Annotated in this window: 19 protein-coding genes; 9 read left to right on the top strand and 10 right to left on the bottom strand. The window is 61.6% G+C overall.

What is annotated here, in order from left to right:
- Window positions 1-35: 35 nt before the first annotated feature.
- The 5 genes from QM600_RS05485 to QM600_RS05465 all read left to right on the top strand — a co-directional run bounded on the left by QM600_RS05485 (window position 36) and on the right by QM600_RS05465 (window position 4,898).
- Window positions 36-605: a M15 family metallopeptidase gene (locus tag QM600_RS05485; protein ID WP_283260464.1), complete on the top strand. Its 570-nt coding sequence runs from the start codon at window positions 36-38 to the stop codon at window positions 603-605.
- Between the two features lie 2 nt (window positions 606-607).
- On the top strand, window positions 608-1,249 hold the full coding sequence (locus QM600_RS05480; protein ID WP_283260463.1) for a phosphatase PAP2 family protein: 642 nt from the start codon (window positions 608-610) through the stop codon (window positions 1,247-1,249).
- Between the two features lie 89 nt (window positions 1,250-1,338).
- On the top strand, window positions 1,339-2,034 hold the full coding sequence (locus QM600_RS05475; protein ID WP_283260462.1) for a winged helix-turn-helix domain-containing protein: 696 nt from the start codon (window positions 1,339-1,341) through the stop codon (window positions 2,032-2,034).
- Window positions 2,031-3,425, top strand: a complete 1,395-nt coding sequence (locus tag QM600_RS05470) for a sensor histidine kinase (RefSeq protein ID WP_283260461.1) — start codon at window positions 2,031-2,033, stop codon at window positions 3,423-3,425. The genes QM600_RS05475 and QM600_RS05470 overlap by 4 nt, the downstream gene beginning before the upstream one ends.
- Window positions 3,426-3,692: 267 nt before the next feature.
- Window positions 3,693-4,898 carry an MFS transporter gene (locus QM600_RS05465; RefSeq protein WP_283260460.1) on the top strand — a complete coding sequence of 402 codons (1,206 nt, stop codon included), beginning with the start codon at window positions 3,693-3,695 and terminating at the stop codon, window positions 4,896-4,898.
- Here QM600_RS05465 and QM600_RS05460 read toward each other — a convergent pair.
- From QM600_RS05460 to QM600_RS05450, 3 genes are read right to left on the bottom strand one after another with little or no spacing between them, the layout of a single operon-like run.
- A complete protein-coding gene (locus tag QM600_RS05460) occupies window positions 4,895-6,349 on the bottom strand; it encodes an MFS transporter (RefSeq protein WP_283260459.1) in 1,455 nt (484 codons plus the stop codon). The genes QM600_RS05465 and QM600_RS05460 overlap by 4 nt on opposite strands.
- 39 nt (window positions 6,350-6,388) lie before the next feature.
- Window positions 6,389-7,048, bottom strand: a complete 660-nt coding sequence (locus QM600_RS05455) for a LuxR C-terminal-related transcriptional regulator (RefSeq protein WP_283260458.1) — start codon at window positions 7,046-7,048, stop codon at window positions 6,389-6,391.
- Window positions 7,048-8,370: an ATP-binding protein gene (locus QM600_RS05450; protein ID WP_283260596.1), complete on the bottom strand. Its 1,323-nt coding sequence runs from the start codon at window positions 8,368-8,370 to the stop codon at window positions 7,048-7,050. The genes QM600_RS05455 and QM600_RS05450 overlap by 1 nt, the downstream gene beginning before the upstream one ends.
- A gap of 93 nt (window positions 8,371-8,463) precedes the next feature.
- On the opposite strand from QM600_RS05450, the gene QM600_RS05445 reads away from it, so the two are divergent.
- Window positions 8,464-9,843 carry a PspC domain-containing protein gene (locus QM600_RS05445; RefSeq protein WP_283260457.1) on the top strand — a complete coding sequence of 460 codons (1,380 nt, stop codon included), beginning with the start codon at window positions 8,464-8,466 and terminating at the stop codon, window positions 9,841-9,843.
- Complete coding sequence (locus QM600_RS05440) at window positions 9,840-10,067, top strand: hypothetical protein (RefSeq protein WP_283260456.1); 228 nt, start codon at window positions 9,840-9,842, stop codon at window positions 10,065-10,067. Before QM600_RS05445 ends, QM600_RS05440 begins: the two co-directional genes overlap by 4 nt.
- Window positions 10,068-10,137: 70 nt before the next feature.
- Here QM600_RS05440 and guaA read toward each other — a convergent pair whose 3' ends face one another.
- The 4 genes from guaA to guaB all read right to left on the bottom strand — a co-directional run bounded on the left by guaA (window position 10,138) and on the right by guaB (window position 16,427).
- Complete coding sequence (guaA, locus tag QM600_RS05435) at window positions 10,138-11,709, bottom strand: glutamine-hydrolyzing GMP synthase (protein WP_283260455.1); 1,572 nt, start codon at window positions 11,707-11,709, stop codon at window positions 10,138-10,140.
- Window positions 11,710-11,792: 83 nt separating this feature from the next.
- Entirely contained in the window at window positions 11,793-13,535 is a 1,743-nt protein-coding gene (locus QM600_RS05430; protein WP_283260454.1) for a GMC oxidoreductase, read from the bottom strand.
- A gap of 172 nt (window positions 13,536-13,707) precedes the next feature.
- The gene (locus QM600_RS05425) at window positions 13,708-14,847 is read right to left on the bottom strand and encodes a GuaB3 family IMP dehydrogenase-related protein (RefSeq protein ID WP_243620889.1); all 1,140 of its coding nucleotides are present in this window, start codon (window positions 14,845-14,847) and stop codon (window positions 13,708-13,710) included.
- 56 nt (window positions 14,848-14,903) lie between these two features.
- Window positions 14,904-16,427: an IMP dehydrogenase gene (gene guaB, locus QM600_RS05420; RefSeq protein ID WP_283260453.1), complete on the bottom strand. Its 1,524-nt coding sequence runs from the start codon at window positions 16,425-16,427 to the stop codon at window positions 14,904-14,906.
- Window positions 16,428-16,672: 245 nt separating this feature from the next.
- Here guaB and QM600_RS05415 point away from each other — a divergent pair, with 245 nt between their 5' ends.
- A complete protein-coding gene (locus QM600_RS05415; protein WP_033231326.1) occupies window positions 16,673-17,077 on the top strand; it encodes a DUF5319 domain-containing protein in 405 nt (134 codons plus the stop codon).
- A gap of 99 nt (window positions 17,078-17,176) precedes the next feature.
- Here the strand turns inward: QM600_RS05415 and QM600_RS05410 are convergent, their stop codons facing one another.
- From QM600_RS05410 to QM600_RS05400, 3 genes are all read right to left on the bottom strand, one after another.
- A complete protein-coding gene (locus QM600_RS05410) occupies window positions 17,177-18,103 on the bottom strand; it encodes an anti-sigma-D factor RsdA (protein WP_283260452.1) in 927 nt (308 codons plus the stop codon).
- On the bottom strand, window positions 18,096-18,674 hold the full coding sequence (locus QM600_RS05405; RefSeq protein WP_094271959.1) for a sigma-70 family RNA polymerase sigma factor: 579 nt from the start codon (window positions 18,672-18,674) through the stop codon (window positions 18,096-18,098). Before QM600_RS05405 ends, QM600_RS05410 begins: the two co-directional genes overlap by 8 nt.
- A gap of 170 nt (window positions 18,675-18,844) precedes the next feature.
- The gene (locus QM600_RS05400) at window positions 18,845-19,711 is read right to left on the bottom strand and encodes a hypothetical protein (protein WP_283260451.1); all 867 of its coding nucleotides are present in this window, start codon (window positions 19,709-19,711) and stop codon (window positions 18,845-18,847) included.
- A 574-nt stretch (window positions 19,712-20,285) separates the two neighbouring features.
- On the opposite strand from QM600_RS05400, the gene QM600_RS05395 reads away from it, so the two are divergent.
- Window positions 20,286-20,582, top strand: coding sequence for a WhiB family transcriptional regulator (locus QM600_RS05395; RefSeq protein WP_094271958.1), 297 nt, complete (start codon window positions 20,286-20,288; stop codon window positions 20,580-20,582).
- The last annotated feature ends 207 nt before the right edge of the window (window positions 20,583-20,789 follow it).

Genomic DNA, 20,789 nt, shown 5'->3' with positions numbered 1-20,789 from the left:
TCTCACCGTGACAGCAGCCGAGCACTCTCAATTGCATGCCCAGCCACCGCGGAATACTCTGCCTCCTCGCACTCGGAGTGCTCGGACTCACCGCCTGCTCTTATACCGACGATGCCCAGCCGAAGAGCGGAAACTATCTTGCCACTCAACCTGATTCAGGCCCCGCCGGCGGCGAGATCGAGGACGGCATCAGCCCGAGCGACACACACTTGCCGGCGTTGGCACGCCTGGACACCGCACTACTCGCTGCACTTCACTCAGCCGTCGCCGATGCACAGAAATCCGGCGTTGCCATGCATGTCACGTCAGGCTGGCGATCCGCAGCATTTCAACAACGCCTCTGGGACAATGCCGTCGTAAAGTACGGCAGCGCAAGCGAAGCCGCACAATGGGTGCACCCACCGAACCTCTCGAAACACGTCAGCGGACAAGCCGTCGACATCGGACCGACAAATGCCGACGACTGGCTCATCCAGCACGGCAGCGACTACGGACTGTGCCAGACCTACGCCAATGAAATGTGGCATTTCGAATTGGCCACCACCCCCGGCGGCGAGTGTCCACCACAACTGAGCAACCCCTCGGACGAGAGAGCGGAAGGCTGACCATGACACGTATCAAACTACCGAGACTGTTTGCCGCACTGGTACTTCTGTTCTTGGGAATCATCGAATTCGAGTTGGCGGTCAACACTGCCGGCGGTCAGATAGTCGATCAGCAGATCATGAGGGACGCAGCCTACTCGGAGGATCTCGGCTCCCTGGCCGCGGCATTCATCGGTCTGGTCACCCCGATTCTGATAGTGGGAGGAGTACTCGTGGTACTCATGATCACGTTGCGCAACAACCCGATTGCACTGGCACTCCGCGTTGCCGTCGTGACACTGGGACCGATCGCCACAGCCTGGGCACTCAAACAGTCCCTTCAGCGACCAGATCTCAACGGCCTTGTCATGCACAATTCCTTCCCCAGTGGCACCCTGACCGCTGTTACCGCCCTGGTCTGCGCGATCGTGTTCGCAACTCCCCATCGATGGCGCGCCATAGTTGCGATCAACGGCGCATTGATCGTCATCGGCACCGCAATCTCCGTGATCGTCCTTCAATGGCACCGGCCGAGCGACGTGATCGGCGCATTGCTTCTGGTGGGCTGCTACACCCTCGCCGTATCCGCATTCCCGTTGAACACCACGGTTCCACCGCACTCGGCACTGGCCGACCCTGGGAACGAACGACTCTCGAGGGTGTAAGGCACCTGTACTCTGGGCTTACCGAAATACTGGGCTTACCGAAATACTGGGCTTACCGAGATTCCTCCGACTGCAGAAGGTACCGGATCATGGTGAACATCCTTTTCATAGAAGACGATCCGGCCATCGCTGAGGCAATCATGTTGGGGCTGAACCGACTCGGGCACATCGTCAGCCATCGACCCGACGGCAACACCGATTTCGACGACGCTCTGCTCGCCGCAGACCTGGTACTTCTCGATCTCGGACTTCCGGGTGCCGACGGCTACGAAATCTGCCGACGCATTCGCACCCGTAGCGCCATCCCCATCATCATCCTGACCGCACGATCCGACGACATCGATACCGTCGCCGGATTGGAAGCCGGTGCCGACGATTACGTCGTCAAGCCCGCCAGTCCGCGAGTACTCGACGCCCGGATCAAAGCCGTCGTACGACGCTCAGCCCCCACCACTCCGTCCACCGAAACACTCCCTGCCGCAGAAACTTTCGGAGACTTGGAGGTGGATCGAGCGTCACTCAAAATCCACAAAGCCGGAGCACAATTGACCCTCACCCCGACCGAGATTCGCTTAATTCTGGCGCTGACCCAGAATCCCGGGCTGGTCCTGAGCCGTCAACAACTACTGTCCGCCGCCTGGGATCAGGAATACCTCGGAGATTCACGCATCGTCGACGCCGCAGTGCAACGCCTCCGAAGCAAGATCGAAGACGACCCAGCCGAACCGACGTTCATCGAAACGGTTCGTGGATTCGGCTACCGCTTCAACCACCAACCCCGATGAAACCGGCCTGGCTACGCGTCGACGGCCTCCGCACCCGACTGGTTCTCGTGTTCATCGCCATCGTGGTGATCATCGCCGGAGCAACAGCGGGAGCAGTGTCTCTGATGGCACGATCCTGGATCTATTCCAATGCGCAAGACGTCGCGACTGCGCAGTTTCGCGACGAAGTACTCTCTCTCAACGGTGAACCTGTCGACGGAATCACCCCGACAAGCCTGGCGAGGGTATTTCCCACCGACATGACAGTGATCGTGGATGGTGATGTCGTTCAGCTCGGATCCGCCAATCCGTCGGAGATACCGCCCAGCTTCTCGAACGGGCTGGTCAGCCCAAAACTGCTCCGTTTCGAGAGACTCGACTCCGAGCACATCATGCTGGGAGTGTCGATCAATCTCACCGACACTTCCTCCGCACCCGGTGGCGAAGATCAGACACTGGTCAGCGCCATCGCCATCCGCCCGCTCGTCGGAGTACAGGACAAGTTCGACAATCTGCTCGGGGTCGTAGCGCTCACCCTCGCCCTCGGTGTCCTCGTCAGCGGATTACTCGGCTTCTGGATCGCGTCGACACTGGTTCGGCCGCTCAAACGCCTCGATGAAGCCGCATCGCGCGCCGCCGACGGCGACTTGAGCATCCGCCTACCGGAAGACGGCGTGGCCGAATTAGCTCAGTTGACAACAACATTCAACAACATGGTCGCGAGCAACGAAACTGTGATCAACGAACTCAGGGAATCCGAAGAACAGTCCCGGAGATTTGTCGCCGACGTCTCGCACGAGCTGCGCACTCCGCTGGCAGCACTCGTACCCGTCAGCGAGATCCTGTCCGAAGAGATACCGAACCTGCCACCCGACGCCGCCACCGCTGCCCGGATCGTGAGCAGTGAAATCACAAAACTCACCCGACTCGTCGAAGACCTCATCGAAATGTCGCGCCACGACTCGCAACAAGCACGACTGGTACTCGACAACATCGACCTCGTCAGCCTGACCGAGCGCACGCTGGAGAGTCGAGGATGGTCCGACATCGTAGAACTCTCCACACCCGAAAACATCAGTGCCCGAGTTGATTCACGCAGAATCGATATCGTCCTCGCCAACCTCGTCGGCAATGCCTTACGTCACGGATCTCCCCCGGTGCGCGTCGAACTACGCACTGAACCCGGCTACGCCGTCATCCACGTCATCGACCACGGACCCGGCGTTTCACCTGAGTACCGACAAGCGATCTTCCGCCGATTCTTCAAGGTAGACACCGCTCGCGGGCGCAGTGAGGGCAGCGGACTCGGCTTGTCACTGACCGTCGAGAACGTACGCCTGCACGGCGGCAGCATCGACGTCGATCAGGTCAACGGAAGAACGATCTTCACCGTTCGCTTGCCTCTCAACTAACCCTGTCGTGCCCGATTTGCCGCTTCCCCTTCTGGGCGAACGTACCTTTCGGCGCATCTGAGGCGACGGGCATACCGTTCGCTCCATCCCGGATCGAGTGAACATATCGAAGGGGGGGACCACTGGAGGCGCCGGAGACTGCCCGCAAACCCGCAGACCACCATCCCCAGCACACGTAAATCCCATCATTCGGGAAGTTGATATCAGCATTTGGAACAGTGAGAGTAGTCTCGACCCCGTTGAATCACGGCGAACTGGGAGGCAGACATGACCGCACCGTCGCGGCTGGAAAAATCAGCAGTCTCACCCCGGGCATGGTCGATGCTCGGCATCGGTGTCGCAGCCCAGGCGGCAGGCACCGTCTTCGTCAGCACTCCCGCCTTCCTGATTCCACTACTGCACTCCGAGCACGGTCTCTCACTGACTCAGGCCGGAACACTCGCTGCTGCACCCACTTTCGGCATGGTGCTGACGCTGGTCGCCTGGGGCGCCCTGGCCGACAGATTCGGCGAAAAGTGGGTCATTTCCATCGGATTGGCCTTGACCGCGTTCGCTGCCCTGGCAGCCACGACCACCGACAACTATGCGCTCCTGGGTAGTGCATTCCTGCTCGGCGGGATGGCGGCGGCCAGCACCAACGCCGCCAGTGGACGCGTAGTGGTCGGCTGGTTCCCGAAGGATCGACGCGGACTGGCCATGGGCATCCGGCAGATGTCCCAACCGTTGGGCGTGACCATCGCTTCGGTCACCATCCCGACGCTGGCGGCCCACACCGGAATCGGTTCGGCGGTCGCGCTGTCCGTAGCTCTCAACGGCCTGCTCGCGCTGATCTGTGCAGTTGCACTGGTCAATCCCCCGCGGCCCGCGTCCCCAGCCCAGACACCTCCCGCGGCAGTCAACCCCTACCGCTCCAACTGGTTCCTGTGGCGCATCCACATCGTCTCGGCGCTGCTGGTGTTCCCGCAGTTCACATTGTCGACCTTCGGACTGGTGTGGCTGATCAGCGAGCAACAGTGGGATGCCGCTCCGGCCGGCATTCTGATCGGGGTTTCGCAGTTCGTCGGCGCTCTGGGACGCATCGTCGTGGGTATGTGGAGCGACCACGCCGGGAGCAGAGTCGGCCCGTTGCGACTGGTCTCGATATCGGCCGTCGTGGTCATGTTGGCCATGGCAGCGGCCGACGCCACCGCGTGTGGAATCCCGGCGCTGATACTCCTGCTCGCCACTACCGTCAGTGTGGCGGACAACGGCTTGGCCTTCACGTCCGTCGCCGAAGCTGCCGGTCCCCAGTGGCAGGGAAAAGCCTTGGGCGCCCAGAACACCGGGCAGTTCATTGCCGCGTCGGCGGTGGGTCCGGTAGTGGGCGCACTGATCGGCCTGGTCGGGTATCCCATCGCTTTTGCGATTGTGGCAGCATTCCCCGCTGCGGCAATCCCATTGGTGCCCAAGCGCGATCGCGATATCAGCACCTAGTCCGCGGCCGGATTCGGTTGCACTGCAGGCCCTGTCAGATCACAATGCGGTTTGCAGGCAACCGAATCCTCTTCGGGCACCGGCTCCACTGCCGGAGTTCGGATCAACACGGCGGCAATACCTGCGCCGAGCAGCAAGAGTCCAACACAGACGTACATCGCTACCGTGAATCCGCCGTCGAACAGTGCCGGGTCCACCAGGGCTTCGGTGTTGATTCCCGCAATTCCCGGCAACGCAGCAACTGCCAGCAATTGGCTGGTTCGGGCAACAGCATTGTTCACACCGGACGCAATTCCCGACTGCTCCACCGGAACCGAACCCAGCACCGCCGCAGTCAACGGTGCCACCATCACCGACAAACCCAGACCGAAGACCAGCACCCCGGGCAGCACGTCGGTCAGATACGACGCATCCACACCGATGCGCGTCATCAGTACCAATCCCGCTGCCGCCAACACCGGCCCGACTGTCATCGGCAAGCGCGGTCCGTGAGTCTGCGCGTATCTTCCTGCCCGCGACGAGAACAGCAACAACGCCAACGTAATCGGAATCGTTGCTACACCTGCCGCCACCGGCGAATAGCCGGCGACAAGTTGCAGTTGCAGCACCAACAGGAAGAACACTCCGCCCAACGCGGCGTACACGGCCAGCGTCACCAAGTTTGCCGCCACGAACATTCTCGAACGGAAAAGCGACGGCGGCACCAGCGCACTCGGCGAACGTCGTTCCACGACAACAAAAAGACACAGGGCGAGCCCGCCGACAACACCGGCAAGCACGCTCATCTCGATCAGCCCGTACGTCAATGCACCGAGACCGACCACAGCACAGGCAGATCCGAGTACGTCGAGGCGCTGCGGCGGGTTCGGGTCACGACTCTCCGGAACATGACGCACAGAGGCCCACACCACAAGAGCAGCCAACGGAAGGTTCAGGAAGAACACCGAACGCCACCCGGCAACCTCCACGAGCCAACCGCCGAACAGCGGGCCGACGGCACCCGCAACTCCCCCGAGACCCGACCACAATCCGATAGCCGCACCCCGGTCCTCCTCACGCAACGAAGCCGAGATGATGGCCAGACTCCCGGGCGTCAGCAGCGCCGCCCCGACACCTTGAAGAATCCTTGCCACCACCAGAAACGTGATGTCAGGAGCAATTCCACACAGCAACGACGCCACCGCGAACCACACGGTGCCCCACACGAACACCCTGCGTCGGCCCCACCGATCACCGAGCGCACCGCCGAGAAGGATCAACGACGCCAACGCCAAGGTGTACCCGCTGAGCGTCCACTGCAGGCCCGCCACACCGGATCCCAGGTCGGAGCCGATATGCGGCAACGCGATGTTGACGACAGTGCCGTCGAGGAGAGCCATACTCGAACCGAGAACCGTGGCGGCAACAACCCAGCGCCCTCGTCTCGACGCCAGCGCCAATGGTTCCGTCATTGGTCCATGGTGCGCCTTCGCCGAGTATCGCGAAAGACCTCAGTCGATCTGACGGCGATGCGCCCAACGCGTCAGCGCATTGCGATTGGACTGCTGAGTCTTTCGCAGAACATTCGACGCATGGGTCTCGACCGTCTTCACGGAAATCACCAGTTCCTCCGCGATTTCACGGTAGGTGTAACCCCGGGCGAGCAACCGGAGGACTTCGAGTTCACGCGGTGTCAGAGAGTCCAGTTCCGGATCGAGTTGCGGTTCCGGAGCTGCAGACCGGCCGGTGAAGGAATCAAGCACGAATCCCGCCAACCGAGGCCCGAACACGGCGTCGCCGCCCGCGACCCGACGCACACCGTCTGCCAATTCCGACCCTGAAATCGTTTTGGTCACGTAGCCCCGCGCGCCGCCGCGAATCACCGCGATGACATCCTCGGCCGCATCGGACACGCTGAGCGCCAAGCACACCGGGCCCGAATCTATCCCGCGAAGCACGGCCACCCCGCCGCCGTCGGGCATGTGCACGTCAAGCAAGACGACGTGCGGTTTGGTCTTGTTGATGCCGGCGATCGCCTCGGCCACACCGCCGGCTTCACCGACTATCTCCATGTCGTTCTCGCGAGACAATTCGGCGCGAACTCCGGAGCGGAACACCCCATGATCGTCGACGAGAAAAACGCGATACGGGGGCACTGGCGGCAAGGTCACTAGAACTGTTCCTCAGGGTTCGGGGCATGGTCTACGGACTCGTCCCACTGTAGGTCAGCCTTGCCGTCAAGCGGCATGTGAACCCGGATCTCGGTCCCCTTGCCCGGACTCGACCGAACCACTACGCGGCCCCCACGACGCTCGATGCGCCCCCGGATCGACTTGGCCAATCCCTGACGATCCTCGGGCACCGCGTCGACGTCGAAACCCACACCGCGGTCGCGTACAAAAATGCTGACCTGATCGCCCTCGACTTCGGCGAACAAGTTGATCTCCTTCTCTCCAGAATGCTTGGCCGAGTTGACCAGAGCCTCGCGGGTCGCACCGAGAAGGGCGGTAAATGCTTCCTTCGGCAGGCCGTTCTCACCGCCGAGTTGCACGTCTCCGACCGTGACCGGACGAACCGTCACGCCGTGCTGATCCTCCACCTCACCCGCGATGATCTTGAGCCCCTCGGTCAGGCTGGTGTGGTCGATCTCGCCGCCGCTGAACAGCCACTTCCGAAGCTCGCGTTCCTGCCCCCGGGCGAGCCGCGCGACTTCCGCAGGATTTTCGGACTGTTTCTGAATCAGCGCCAAGGTCTGCAACACCGAATCATGCAGGTGCGACGCGATTTCCTCACGCTCGTCGTTGCGGATTCGAGCAGCACGCTCGGCGCCCAGAGCTCGCCACATCCGCAGCCATAACGGAACCGTCAACAGTCCGGCACCGATCAACGTCACGATCACCGCCAAGAAGGATGACCGCAGGGCATCGATATCGACCTGAGCCAACACCACGACCGCGAGGCCCAGAACGATAAGCGTCGCACCGCCGACCACACGGGTCCACGTCAGGACGGTAGGGCGTTGCGGCAGTCCGATGACGGTACGTGGGCCCTCGGAATCGAACTCCCGCCACACCAGGGCCGCACCGATGGCGACGACGAAGAAGGGCGCCAGCACCGATCCGGCAGTGCCGCTGAACAGCCAGGACAGTGCCGCGGCTCCGCCCAGGCCGAGAGCGATCAATCCATAGGCACGTTGACGCTCGGCAGCACTCGCCTTCTCGGTATCTGTACCCACCGATACGAACGCCCAGAGAAGCCCGTACACCACTATTCCGGCACCGGCCATCGCTGCCAGGATCGCGAACGCAACACGAACCTTCAGGACGTCGACGCCGAGATGATCCGAGATTCCGCCGGCCACACCGCCGACGATGCGACCACCGGAGCGGCGCTCCAGCTTTCGCAGCGGCAGTGGAAGCGGCGCACTCACGAGCGCGGGATCAGACACAGATTGCACATAGTCGATACTGGCACGAACCTCCGGCGCACACATCAGGGTCCAACCCTGAGGTCGTAGCTCGACTACGGCAAAGATCAGGGCCCAGCCCTGATGCGCCACCACCACCCGACCCACGACGATGGATTCATGAGCACTCCGACTTTCCAGGAACAGATCCAAGATCTGTGGCGGACCCGCCCCGTGCGTCTACCCGCCCAGGGCCACGTTGCCGGCGTGTGCGCCGGAATCGGATACCGCTACGGCGTCGACCCGATCCTCGTGCGCGTCGCCTTTGTCGTCTCGACCATCTTCGGGGGTTCGGGCATCCTCCTGTATCTCGCGGGATGGCTGGTTCTCGCCCGCGCTGATACCGGCCCCTCCTCGGCCGAGTCGATGTTCCATCGTCGACGGCGATCCGAAGCCGGCACCAAAACGATCGTCCTGTTGGTGGCACTCGCCATCGCCGCAACCACAATCGGGCCCATCGGGGCCGGAAAGGGCGGCGCTGGACTGATCGGATTGATGCTGATGCTCGGCGGATTGTGGCTTCTCTATCAACGACAACCCGTTCCACCGGCGTTGCCCCCGAGCACCTCTCAGTACATCGGGTCCGGAACAGCCTATCCCGGAACAGGATTCACACCCGGCCCGTTCACTCCCGGATACTATGCCCCCGGACATTTCACCCCGGACCAGCCGCCGGTCTACACGCCGTACACCAAACTCCCGGACAGCTACATCGCCCCCGAGCCGGCTGTCGATCTATCCAAAAGCCCCGGTGGTTCCAAGAGCCCCAGCGGTTCCAAGAGCTCCAGCGGTTCCGTCGACGAGCAAGAGCGAACCGTCACCCCACCGTCCTGGGATCCCCTGGGAGTTGCACCGTTCGCCTGGGATCTTCCCGATCCGGCAGTCAAGAACACTCCCCTGCTGCCCCTTCGCCCTCGGCCCCGACGCTCCCGCTGGACACTGACCGTCCTCGGACTCGCGATCATCGCCACATCCGTCACCGGCGCGGCCGGGGCTGCGACCGGCAACGACTGGTTCACGCCGGGCCGCGTCGGTGCCGTCGGACTTGCCGTCGTCGCCGCCGGTTTGATTCTGGGCGCGTTCTTTCGCAAGGGATATGGATTGCTGGTCGTGACAGCGCCGCTCGTCGGCTTTGTTCTACTCGCGTCGTTGGTCGATCCCTTGAAATTCGACGCCTCGGGTGAACAGACATGGGTTCCCATGAACGCGTCCGAGATTCAGCCGTCGTACACCGGCGGGTTCGGTAGCTTCCAACTGGATCTCAAGGGTGTGGCATTCACCGAGGACAAGACAATCGACGTCTCGGCGGCCTTCGGCGAATTCATCATCTCCGTTCCGGACAACGTGAACGTCGTGAATAATTGCACCGTCGTATTCGGTGATGGATCCGGTTGTCTCCCGGACAATCCCCACCACGGATCCCAAGCCGGACCTGATGCACCCACTGTGACTATCAACGCCAAAGCAACGTTCGGAAGCTTGGAGGTACACCAGTCATGAGCGAATACGACGACACCACGGACTCTGAAGAAGCTCGAAAGACCAAGCGCCCGTCCGTACTTCTGCTGATCGCAGGAGTCTTGGCGATGCTGGTCAGCGTGTGGGCTCTGCTCGGGCCGTTCTCTCTCGCACCGGCAGCCGACATGCAATTCCGGTGGATCTTCGTCGGCGCAGCCGTCGTTGCGGGGCTACTGCTGGTAATCCTGCCGAATCGCAAGAAATAAAAAAGCTGTGTGCCTTTGTCAACCGCGGAAGGTTGACAAAGGCACACAGCAGTTTTCGTTCAGTTGGGGATCACTCCCACTCGATGGTTCCCGGCGGCTTGCTCGTCACGTCGAGAACAACGCGGTTGACGTCCGGAACCTCGTTGGTGATGCGCGTGGAAATACGCTCGAGGGTTTCGTACGGCAAACGCGTCCAGTCTGCGGTCATCGCATCTTCGCTCGAGACGGGACGCAGCACGATCGGGTGACCGTAGGTGCGGCCGTCGCCCTGGACACCCACGCTGCGCACGTCGGCGAGGAGGACAACCGGGCACTGCCAGATCACACCGTCGAGACCAGCGGACGTAAGTTCTTCGCGCGCAATGGAATCTGCGTGACGGAGAATCTCGAGACGCTCCTGAGTGACCTCACCGATGATGCGGATACCGAGACCCGGTCCGGGGAACGGCTGGCGTCCGACGATCTCTTCCGGCAAGCCCAGTTCGCGGCCGACTGCGCGGACCTCGTCCTTGAACAGCAAGCGCAGCGGTTCGACCAACTTGAACTGCAGATCTTCCGGCAGTCCGCCAACGTTGTGGTGGCTCTTGATGTTTGCGGTTCCGGTACCGCCACCGGATTCCACGACGTCCGGGTACAGGGTGCCCTGAACGAGGAAGTCAACGGTTGCGCCATGAGAAGCGTTCTCGCCCAAGACATCACTGACCGCGCCTTCGAAGCTGCGAATGAACTCGCGGCCGATGATCTTGCGCTTGGTCTCGGGATCGGTGACACCGGCCAACTCTCCGATGAAGGTGTCAGCAGCATCAACCGTGATGAGACGAGCACCCGTAGCGGCAACGAAGTCGTTCTCGACCTGCGTGCGCTCACCGGCGCGCATCAAACCGTGATCGACGAACACACACGTCAACCGGTCACCGATTGCGCGCTGAACCAACGCAGCGGCAACAGCGGAGTCGACTCCACCGGACAGACCACAGATGGCATGGCCGTCGCCGACCTGCTCGCGAACCTGCTCGATGAGCGACTCGGCGATGTTGGACGCCGTCCACGCTGCCGGGATACCGGCGATCTCGTGTAGGAAGCGGCTCAGAACCTGCTGGCCGTGCGGGGAATGCAGAACCTCGGGGTGGTATTGGACGCCGGCCAACTTGCGAGCGCGATCCTCGAAAGCAGCGACGGGAGCGCCGTCACTGGTCGCGGTGACCTCGAAACCTGCCGGCGCTTCGGTGACAGCGTCACCGTGGCTCATCCAGACAGGCTGCGTCGCGGGAAGTCCGTCGTGAAGAAGTCCACCGGACACCGAGATGTCGGTGCGGCCGTACTCACGGGTTCCGGTCTCGGCGACGGTGCCACCGAGGGCACCGGCCATGGCCTGGAATCCGTAGCAGATTCCGAACACCGGGATGTCGTGGTCGAAGAGCGCCGGATCAAGCTTCGGGGCGCCGTCGGCATACACGCTGGACGGGCCGCCGGAGAGCACGACAGCCAAGGGGTTCTTGGCCACGATTTCCTCGACGGTCATGGTATGTGGAATCACCTCCGAGTAGACCTTGGCCTCACGAACTCGCCGTGCGATCAACTGCGCGTACTGCGCACCGAAGTCGACGACAAGAACTGGTCTCTGCTGCTCGATATCTGCCACACGTGCAGTCTAATATGCCCAGCTAGTGAACCTGCGCGCCCCCGGACTCTACGCAGCATACGAGGGTCCGGGGGCGACGAAGATCACGCCACTTCAGGCGATACCGGCTTCTTTCCAACCGTGATCTTCACAATCGGAAGAACCAGGGCCGCAGGAGCCGATGCCGGCACGACGGGCGAGTTGGGCGCAATCGGCGACAACCGCTCGTAGTCATCTCCCTGCGCCGGACGCAGGTCCTTCTCGCCCTTGTTCGGCCACAACGACGCCGCGCGCTCAGCCTGCGCCGCAATGGTCAACGACGGGTTCACACCGAGATTGGCGGACACCGCAGCACCGTCGACGACGCTGAGCGTCGGGTATCCGTAGACGCGCTGATACGGATCGATCACACCGTGTTCCGGATCGGACGCGATAGCGCAGCCACCGAGGAAGTGCGCGGTGAGCGGAACGTTGAAGATCTCTCCCCACGTGCCGCCGGCCACGCCGTCGATCTTTTCCGCCACGCGTCGAGTGGCGTCGTTGCCCTCGGGAATCCACGTGGGATTCGGCTCGCCGTGGCCCTGCTTGCTGGTGACCTTACGACGCCCGAAGAGTCCCTTCTTCGTGTACGTCGTGATGGAGTTGTCGAGATTCTGCATGACCAGCGCGATGATGGTGCGCTCGCTCCAGTCCTTGACCGTGAGCATGCGCAGCATCTGGAACGGATTCCTGGCGACAGTGCCCAAGAACGTCACCCACCTCGGCTTGGTTCCGCCGCCGTCGGTCATCAACGTCTGCAGCAGGCCCATCGCGTTGGAACCCTTGCCGTAGCGAACCGGCTCGATATGCGTGTCCTTGCTGGGATGGAACGACGACGTGATCGCCACACCGCGAGTGAGGTCGAGTGCGGGATCGACCTTGTACTTGCCGGCACCGACTATGGATTCGGAGTTCGTACGCGTCAGCTCACCGAGCTTGTCGGAGAGCTTGGGCAGCGCTCCGGTGTCCTTCATGTCGAACAACAGGTGCTGAGTGCCCCAGGTGCCGGCCGCGAGAATCACGTTGGCAGCGGTGTAGGTGCGACGATTCTTGCGCTTGAAAGCGCCGGTCCGCTCGGTGAACACGTCCCACGTACCGTCGCGCGACTCACGGAGTCCGGACACCGTGGTCATCGGGATAATGTCGGCGCCTGCCGTCTCGGCGAGGCCGAGGTAGTTCTTGAGGAGAGTGTTCTTGGCGCCGTGACGGCAGCCTGTCATGCACTCACCGCATTCGATGCACCCGGTGCGTTCCGGACCGACACCACCGAAGTACGGATCGGCAGCCTTCTTGCCTGGTTCTCCGAAATAGACTCCGACGGGAGTCTGAATGAACGTGTCGCCGACGCCCATGTCGTCTGCGACCGATTTCATGATCTCGTCGGCCGGCGTCATGTGCGGATTCCGGACCACACCGAGCATCTTCTGCGCCTGCTCATAGAACGGCGTGAGCTCACTACGCCAATCGGTGATGTGCGCCCACTGCTTGTCCTGGAAAAACGGTTCCGGTGGCTGGTACAGCGTGTTCGCGTAGTTCAACGAACCGCCGCCGACGCCGGCACCCGCCAGAATCAGGCAGTCGCGCAGCAGGTGAACCCGCTGAATACCGAAGCACCCCAGCTTGGGCGCCCACAGGAACTTCTTCAGATCCCAGCTGTTCTTAGCGAAATCTGCATCGGCGAACCGTCGACCAGCTTCGATGACACCGACTTTGTAGCCTTTTTCCACGAGACGAAGCGCACTGACGCTTCCGCCGAACCCGGACCCGACGATCAGTACGTCGTAATCCGTCGCCCGTTGTTTGCCCATCAGGAACCTCCACCATGAACCGTAGTTACTGGCCAGTATGCACCCACTTGTTGTGACTACCACCACAAGGGTGCCTCTAAGCGTAACCGCAGGTAGCAGAAACGGGTGAAAGTCCTGCACAACGAACTGTGGCCCCGGTTCCAGAGGAACCGGGGCCACAGAAACGTACAAATTACCCGCGAACAGTGAGCCCGACGCGCTGGAATTCCTTGAGATCCGAATATCCGGACTTTGCCATCGACCGACGCAGGCCGCCGACGAAGTTCAGCGAACCGTACGGATCATCAGAAGGACCGCTGAGAACCTGATCCAGGCTCGGACGGTCGCCGTACGACACCGGCAGAAGCGCACCACGAGGCATCGACGGATGCGCCGCAGCCGATGGCCAGTACCAACCGCCGCCGGGAGCTTCCGCAGACACAGCCAGCGGCGCACCGAGGACAGCAGCGTCCGCGCCACACGCGATGGCCTTCGCGAGGTGACCCGACGTCACGATGTCGCCGTCCGCGATGACATGGACGTACCGTCCACCCGTCTCGTCCATGTAGTCGCGACGAGCAGCAGCAGCGTCGGCAATAGCCGTCGCCATCGGCACGCCGATACCCAGAACCTCACCCGTCGTGGTTGCACCCTCGGTGGAGCCATAACCGACGATGACGCCGGCCGCACCGGTACGCATCAGGTGAAGCGCAGTGCGGTGATCACTCACACCACCGGCGATCACCGGAACGTCGAGTTCCGAGATGAAGGTCTTGAGGTTGAGCGGTTCCTGCTCGTTGTGATCAACATGTTCGGCCGAAATGATCGTGCCGTGAACGACCAACAAGTCGATTCCCGCCTTGACCAATGCCGGCGTCAGTGCACGCGCGTTCTGCGGGCTCACTCGAACCGCCGTCGTCACACCAGAAGCATTGACCTGCGCAACCGCAGCAGCCAACAACTCCGCCTGCAGCGGAGCCGCATGCAACTCCTGCAGGTAACGGATGGCCGCGTCGACGCCACCGTCCGCTTCCGCGATCTCGACAAGGCGAGCCAGCTTCGCCTCGACATCCGCGTGACGACCCCACAGGCCCTCACCGTTGATGACGCCGAGTCCGCCGCGCTTACCCAATTCGATTGCGAAGGTCGGTGAGACCAAGGCATCGGTCGGATGAGCGAGGACTGGAATGTCGAACCTGTACGCGTCGATCTGCCAAGCAGTCGACACCTCCTTGGACGAACGGGTTCGCCGGGAGGGAACGATATTCACATCGTCCAGTTCGTAGGTACGTCGGGCCGTACGACCCATTCCGATTTCAACGAGGTCGCGCACGCGCGCCCCTTTCTCGTGACAGATGAACTAGCGAACTGAACTAACGAGCGGCCGAATTACCGGGCAGCATAGTTGGGAGCTTCGACAGTCATGGTGATGTCGTGCGGGTGACTTTCCTTCAACCCGGCAGCCGTGATCTGGACGAACTGAGCGCCCTGCAGATGCTCGATCGTGGCGCTGCCCGTGTAACCCATGGCAGCACGCAGACCACCGGTGAGCTGATGCGTCACCTGTGACAGCGGACCGCGGAACGGAACCCGTCCTTCGATGCCCTCCGGAACCAACTTGTCCTCGGAGAGGACGTCGTCCTGGAAGTAACGGTCCTTGGAGTACGACTTGGCCTCGCCGCGCGACTGCATCGCACCGAGCGAACCCATGCCGCGGTAGCTCTTGAACTGCTTGCCGCCGACCAGGATCAGCTCACCCGGCGACTCGGCAGTACCGGCCAGGAGCGAGCCGAGCATGGCCGTCGACGCACCGGCAGCAAGTGCCTTGGCAATGTCGCCGGAGAACTGCAGGCCGCCATCGGCGATGACGGGAATGCCGAGAGGCTTGCATGCCGCGGCCGCTTCGAGGATGGCAGTGACCTGGGGAGCACCGACGCCGGCAATGACACGGGTCGTGCAGATGGAACCGGGACCAACGCCGACCTTGACGGCGTCGACGCCTGCGTTGACAAGTGCCAATGCACCGGCGCGCGTAGCTACGTTGCCACCGATAATCTGAACCCTCTCGCCCAATTCACGCTTGAGCTTGACGATCATGTCGAGAACATTGGACGAATGCCCGTGCGCGCTGTCCACCACCAGTACGTCCACACCGGCGTCGGTTAGCGCCATCGCACGCTGGAAGGCATCGTCGCCGGCACCGACCGCGGCACCGACGAGCAGACGACCGTCACGGTCCTTGGTTGCAAACGGATGCTGTTCGGTCTTGACGAAGTCCTTGACCGTGATCAGGCCGGTGAGCTTGCCGTTGCCGTCGATGATCGGAAGCTTCTCGATCTTGTGACGACGAAGAAGACCCAGTGCAACGTCTGCAGTGACGCCTTCCTGCGCGGTGATCAGCGGCATCTTGGTCATGATCTCGACGACCGGACGGTTCTGGTCGACCTCGAAACGCATGTCACGGTTCGTGACGATGCCCACCAACTGGCCGGCGTCGTCCGTGACCGGGAGACCCGAGATACGGAAGCGAGCGCACTTCGCGTCGACTTCGCCCATCGTGTCGGTCGGCTTACACGTGACGGGATCGGTGACCATGCCGGCCTCCGAACGCTTGACGGTCTCGACCTGCCCGGCCTGGACCTCCACCGACGAGTTGCGGTGCAGAACTCCCATACCGCCGGCGCGAGCCATGGCAATCGCCATGCGCGACTCGGTGACCGTGTCCATCGCGGAGCTGACCAACGGGATACGCAGACGAATATCGCGGGTCAGCTGACTCGACGTGTCGACCTGGCTCGGAATGACATCGGACGCTGCAGGCAACAGCAGTACGTCGTCATATGTCAGCCCGAGCATTGCGACCTTGTTGGGGTCGTCTCCTCCGGTGTGTACATGCCCTGCAGAACTAGTCATGCGGTCAGGACCCTCCATGGACCTAGATTCGCCCTGTCGGCAGCCGCTGTAGCAGCTACCTCGAAGCGGATTACGAAAGCTGGATATCGGATAGAAGGCACCTGCACAGAAAGATATTCCTGGCACCTTTTCCCGGCGTTGCACACCATGGTATCGGCTCCCGCATTGGTCCGAACCATCCCACCCACGCTGCGGGTACGCGTAACAAGTGGCGCCAACCCCCCTGACCTGCGTACCGTGGTGCTGTGCGTGATCAACTGCCCCCCGGTCTGCCGCCAGATCCTTTTGCCGGCGACCCCGCTGACCCTTCCGCGGCTCTCGATGCCATCGAGCCGGGTCAACCACTCGACCCTCAAGAACGGCAGGCCGTCGAGGAAGATCTCGCTGACCTCGCGGTTTACGAAGCCCTCCTCGCTCATCGTGGCATCCGCGGACTCGTGGTGTGCTGCGAAGACTGCCAACAAGACCACTACCACGACTGGGACATGTTGCGGGCAAACCTGCTCCAACTCCTCGTCGACGGAACCGTCCGCCCCCACGAACCCGCCTACGACCCCATGCCTGAGGCATATGTCACGTGGGATTACTGCCGTGGGTATGCCGACGCATCCATGAACGAAGCGATGCACGGCGACGGTTTCGACGCCTGACCCCAAGTACGCAGAAAGAGTGGGCCGACAAGCTGATGCTTGTCGGCCCACTCTTTTGTGCCTGCTGAATCTATTGCTACTGAACAGGTTTCACTGCTATCAGGACGGCGTGTTCACATTCGGCGACGTCGTTGTCGTCTTCGACGACGGAGTCGTCGTTGAAGACGACGGAGCGCTCGTGGATGTCGGTGCGCTCGTCGACGGACTCGGGTTGGTCGACGACGGCGGCGGAAGTTCCGCGTTGGACGTCGACGTCACCGGACCGGTGCCCGGCATCTCCACGTTGGATGACGTACTCGGCTGCGCCGGAATCGAAGTCACCGACGTCGCCGGCAGGCTCGATTGCCCACCGGTTGTGCTGGGAAGCGGCGGAGCGATCGGAGCTCCGGTTTCCTGCGCCTGGGTCATCAACTTGCCCCATCGTTCGACGAGGTCCGTCTTCTCCTGCGAATCCTTCACATCACCGGCGCGCTGCGCAGCGTTGTCGAGGACCTTCTTCGCTTCGGGAATGTCACCGGCGGCCAACAACCGCTCAGCCTTCTCGAGTTCGGAAGTCGTATCGATCTTTGCCACAGTCGAATTTGCTTCGTCCGCGAAGACAACCTGCTTCACACCCCACAGTGCGTCGCCGGGCTGCGCGTCGTAGGCAAGCATCGAACCGCCACCGAACACCACTGCCGCCACAGCTGCCGCAGCCGCTATCGGACGCACCAGGCGTAGCCGTGAACGTGAACGTTCTCTATCAGCAATACTCGGTGGAGCCGATTCGATAGCCGCAATCACGTCTTCGAGAAGTGGGCCTTCCGGCATCGGAGTCGACACGACGTCGTCTCGCCACTTCGATAGGATCAGTGCCAATTCGTATTGCTCGGTGCTATCGGTCGTTACCGGCCCACCACTCGAAATCGCTTCGATCAGCGCGTCGTCACGCCGAACCGCAGCCAGATCCACCGGTGCCCCGTCATCGGTGAGACCGGCTGCGAGGTCGTCGAGATCGGAAGGATCACGTTTCTCGTCTCTAGCCATAGCTCTCACCCGCTTTCGTTACTACTTTTTTCAGTTTCGCAATCGCCCGATGCTGGGCGACTCGTACAGCTCCGGCGGTGCTCCCGACGGCGGCGGCCGTTTCTTCGGCCGACAACCCGACAACTAAACGGAGAATCAAGATTTCTCGATGCTTCTCCGGCAAAGTGCCGAGCAGTTCTTGCATTTGTCTACTGGATTCCGAATCGAGCGCTCGTTGCTCGGGTCCGTCGTCAAGTGCGATTACATCCGGTACTTCGGCTACGGGCTCCGACTTGTTACGGGCGGAGCTTCGATGCGCGTCAGCAACCTTGTGTGCAGCGATGCCGTACACAAAAGCCATGAAGGGTCGTCCCTGGTCCTGATAACGCGGCAATGCGGTCATCACAGCCAGACACACCTCCTGCGCGACGTCATCGGCAGACAGGTGGCCTCTCTCCGCCGCACCCACCCGACCACGGCAGTAACGAACCACCATTGGTCGAATGTTTTCCAAAACCAAAGCTAGAGCTGTACGGTCGCCCTGCGCTGCAGCGGCGACCGCGGAGTCCAACTCATCGCTCGTATTAGTCATCGTCAGCGAAAATCCTGGCGTTACAGTGGCACTTCCCGAGTGGGTGTGCTTCCACTCTCAGCGGAACCCTCTAAGAGTAACCATCCGAACCGACTGGTCCGCGCATCCCCGGCCCGCTGCGGCATCGTTTCTCTGTTCGAGACTCGTCCGCTACTTCGTGGCACACCGCACTACGACGGGCTACGGAAAACGCCACCACCGATAGCGATCGCAGTATCGAGGACGCTCGAATTCGGCGTCGCCGTGGTACCGGTCACACCCTCGATCAGCATCGAGGAAGCCCAGGCCAAGGGCAGCAACCCGAACGTCATGCACTGATCAAACACCGCACGGGCACGCTGCGCCGCTTCACTCGCGTCGAAACCCGTCATCGCGGCACAATGCAAGAGGTCCGATTTCACCTTGTGCCTGACAGAGCCGCAATCGCCGGACAGCTCGACGGCAGTATCAGCGTGTCGAAGTGCGCGGTTGAAGTCTCCGGACGCCAGCGCAAGCTCCGCCGAGACCCATTCGAGCCTGATCGACTGGCGCCACAGTCCTTCCGGAGAACTGCCCCCGATACGCTCACCACATTCTGCGAGAAGACGCCAACCCAGCGAAAGTCGTCCGACGCCGAGTGCGTCGGCCGCAAGGCCGGTAAGCGCGTCACAGACAGCAGCGTCCACCGATGGCGATGAGTCGAGTCCGGCCACTATCGCGAGCGCCCTACCGTCATCAAGCGCGGCCTTTGCGTGCCAGCCCGTTTGCCGCCGAAACGACGCCCGCGTACTCGCCGCCAACGACGCGTACCTCCGTTCGTAATCCGTGACCGGGCCGGCAGTTCTCCGGTCCACCACGTCCAGGGCTGCGCGGGCCTGCGCGTAACGCCCTTGTCCGCCGAGCGCTACCGCGGTCAACCACCAACTCTCGACCGAAGCCGGGACCGGAAGCAGGATGAGTTGGGGTTCCGCACCAAAGGCCACGGACTGCAAAGTTGTCGACACCGTCAGATCATTGCAGTCACTGCCATCGGAGCCGCTGCGGGAGCTGAACTCCATGGCACCCGGTAAGCAAGCACCACAAAAAGCACGTTCCACAAGGTGGGATGCGGAATCGGCCGATTTTCGTCGGCGTTCACCAAATGTTCAACTAAATTCAGAATTCTGATTGCAACGATATTTAACAGATGCGTATCTGTTACGTTAACTACACATTACTTACTGGACGCTTGCTCGACTGCCAATATGGGAAGTTAGTCCGAATAATGCCCGCTGAACGTGGTTCTGCGCACCCAAGCGGTAGGCCCCAAAACCGAACCTTGACATGAACCACCACAAAAATGTAGCACTTGAACTGCGATTTCATATTCCATCTTCACAAATCCTTTACACATCACATCACACTGTAAAACATTGTCCGGATTCTCACTCACGCACGAAGTGGCCGAAATGTAAATATTTTCCTCGTTAATTCTTGCCCGGCAAAATATGCCGATTCCCACTAGCGAGCCTATTGACGCGATTTACTCAGCACCCTTACGGTTAGCGAGCGCGAACATGTAGAAGGCCCGGATAATCTTCGGGCGACTTGATCCGCTCGTTGAACAAGACGAGCTTGCAGTAAGGAGTCAACATGCCTGCACCGAATCATCTTCCCGGGCCGAACGCAGACATCTGGGACTGGCAGATGCACGGACTGTGCCGCGGAGTCGACTCCTCGATGTTCTTTCACCCGGATGGCGAACGCGGTCGAGCCCGAACTCAACGAGAAACCCGAGCCAAGGAGATGTGCCGTCAGTGCCCGGTTCTCATTCAGTGCCGTAGTCACGCGTTGACCGTTTCCGAGCCGTACGGAATCTGGGGCGGGATGTCGGAGACCGAACGTGAACTTCTCGCGCGTCACCGCCGGAACGGACGCCTCGCCTCCTGAAGACGCGGCGCGCCCAGCGGCACAGCAAGGTCGGCTCACACAGCACGATCTGCACACACCGAGACCAGAAAACCCCCGATGAACTCGGGGGTTTTCTCGTGTTCGAGTGCCCCGAACTTTCTATCGAACTCCACCCATCCATCGCGGCGCCGACTCCGAATGCCTTGTACAGACGTGCACACCAGCACTTCATTTACGGAAGGCAGA

The organism is Rhodococcus sp. IEGM 1379 (assembly GCF_030056815.1).
GTDB lineage: Bacteria > Actinomycetota > Actinomycetes > Mycobacteriales > Mycobacteriaceae > Rhodococcus_F.
This window is presented reverse-complemented; position numbering and strand designations above follow the sequence as displayed.

Bases quoted from the DNA above. Each gene is read 5' to 3' on its own strand.
- QM600_RS05400 (WP_283260451.1), bottom strand. From the start codon at position 19,711: ATGGAGTTCAGCTCCCGCAGCGGCTCCGATGGCAGTGACTGCAATGAT.
- QM600_RS05430 (WP_283260454.1), bottom strand. From the start codon at position 13,535: ATGGGCAAACAACGGGCGACGGATTACGACGTACTGATCGTCGGGTCC.
- QM600_RS05410 (WP_283260452.1), bottom strand. From the start codon at position 18,103: ATGGCTAGAGACGAGAAACGTGATCCTTCCGATCTCGACGACCTCGCA.
- QM600_RS05475 (WP_283260462.1), top strand. From the start codon at position 1,339: ATGGTGAACATCCTTTTCATAGAAGACGATCCGGCCATCGCTGAGGCA.
- QM600_RS05460 (WP_283260459.1), bottom strand. From the start codon at position 6,349: ATGACGGAACCATTGGCGCTGGCGTCGAGACGAGGGCGCTGGGTTGTT.
- QM600_RS05395 (WP_094271958.1), top strand. From the start codon at position 20,286: ATGCCTGCACCGAATCATCTTCCCGGGCCGAACGCAGACATCTGGGAC.
- QM600_RS05405 (WP_094271959.1), bottom strand. From the start codon at position 18,674: ATGACTAATACGAGCGATGAGTTGGACTCCGCGGTCGCCGCTGCAGCG.
- QM600_RS05465 (WP_283260460.1), top strand. From the start codon at position 3,693: ATGACCGCACCGTCGCGGCTGGAAAAATCAGCAGTCTCACCCCGGGCA.
- QM600_RS05485 (WP_283260464.1), top strand. From the start codon at position 36: ATGCCCAGCCACCGCGGAATACTCTGCCTCCTCGCACTCGGAGTGCTC.
- QM600_RS05480 (WP_283260463.1), top strand. From the start codon at position 608: ATGACACGTATCAAACTACCGAGACTGTTTGCCGCACTGGTACTTCTG.
- guaB (WP_283260453.1), bottom strand. From the start codon at position 16,427: ATGACTAGTTCTGCAGGGCATGTACACACCGGAGGAGACGACCCCAAC.
- QM600_RS05470 (WP_283260461.1), top strand. From the start codon at position 2,031: ATGAAACCGGCCTGGCTACGCGTCGACGGCCTCCGCACCCGACTGGTT.
- QM600_RS05450 (WP_283260596.1), bottom strand. From the start codon at position 8,370: ATGTGTGCGCCGGAGGTTCGTGCCAGTATCGACTATGTGCAATCTGTG.
- QM600_RS05440 (WP_283260456.1), top strand. From the start codon at position 9,840: ATGAGCGAATACGACGACACCACGGACTCTGAAGAAGCTCGAAAGACC.
- QM600_RS05445 (WP_283260457.1), top strand. From the start codon at position 8,464: ATGAGCACTCCGACTTTCCAGGAACAGATCCAAGATCTGTGGCGGACC.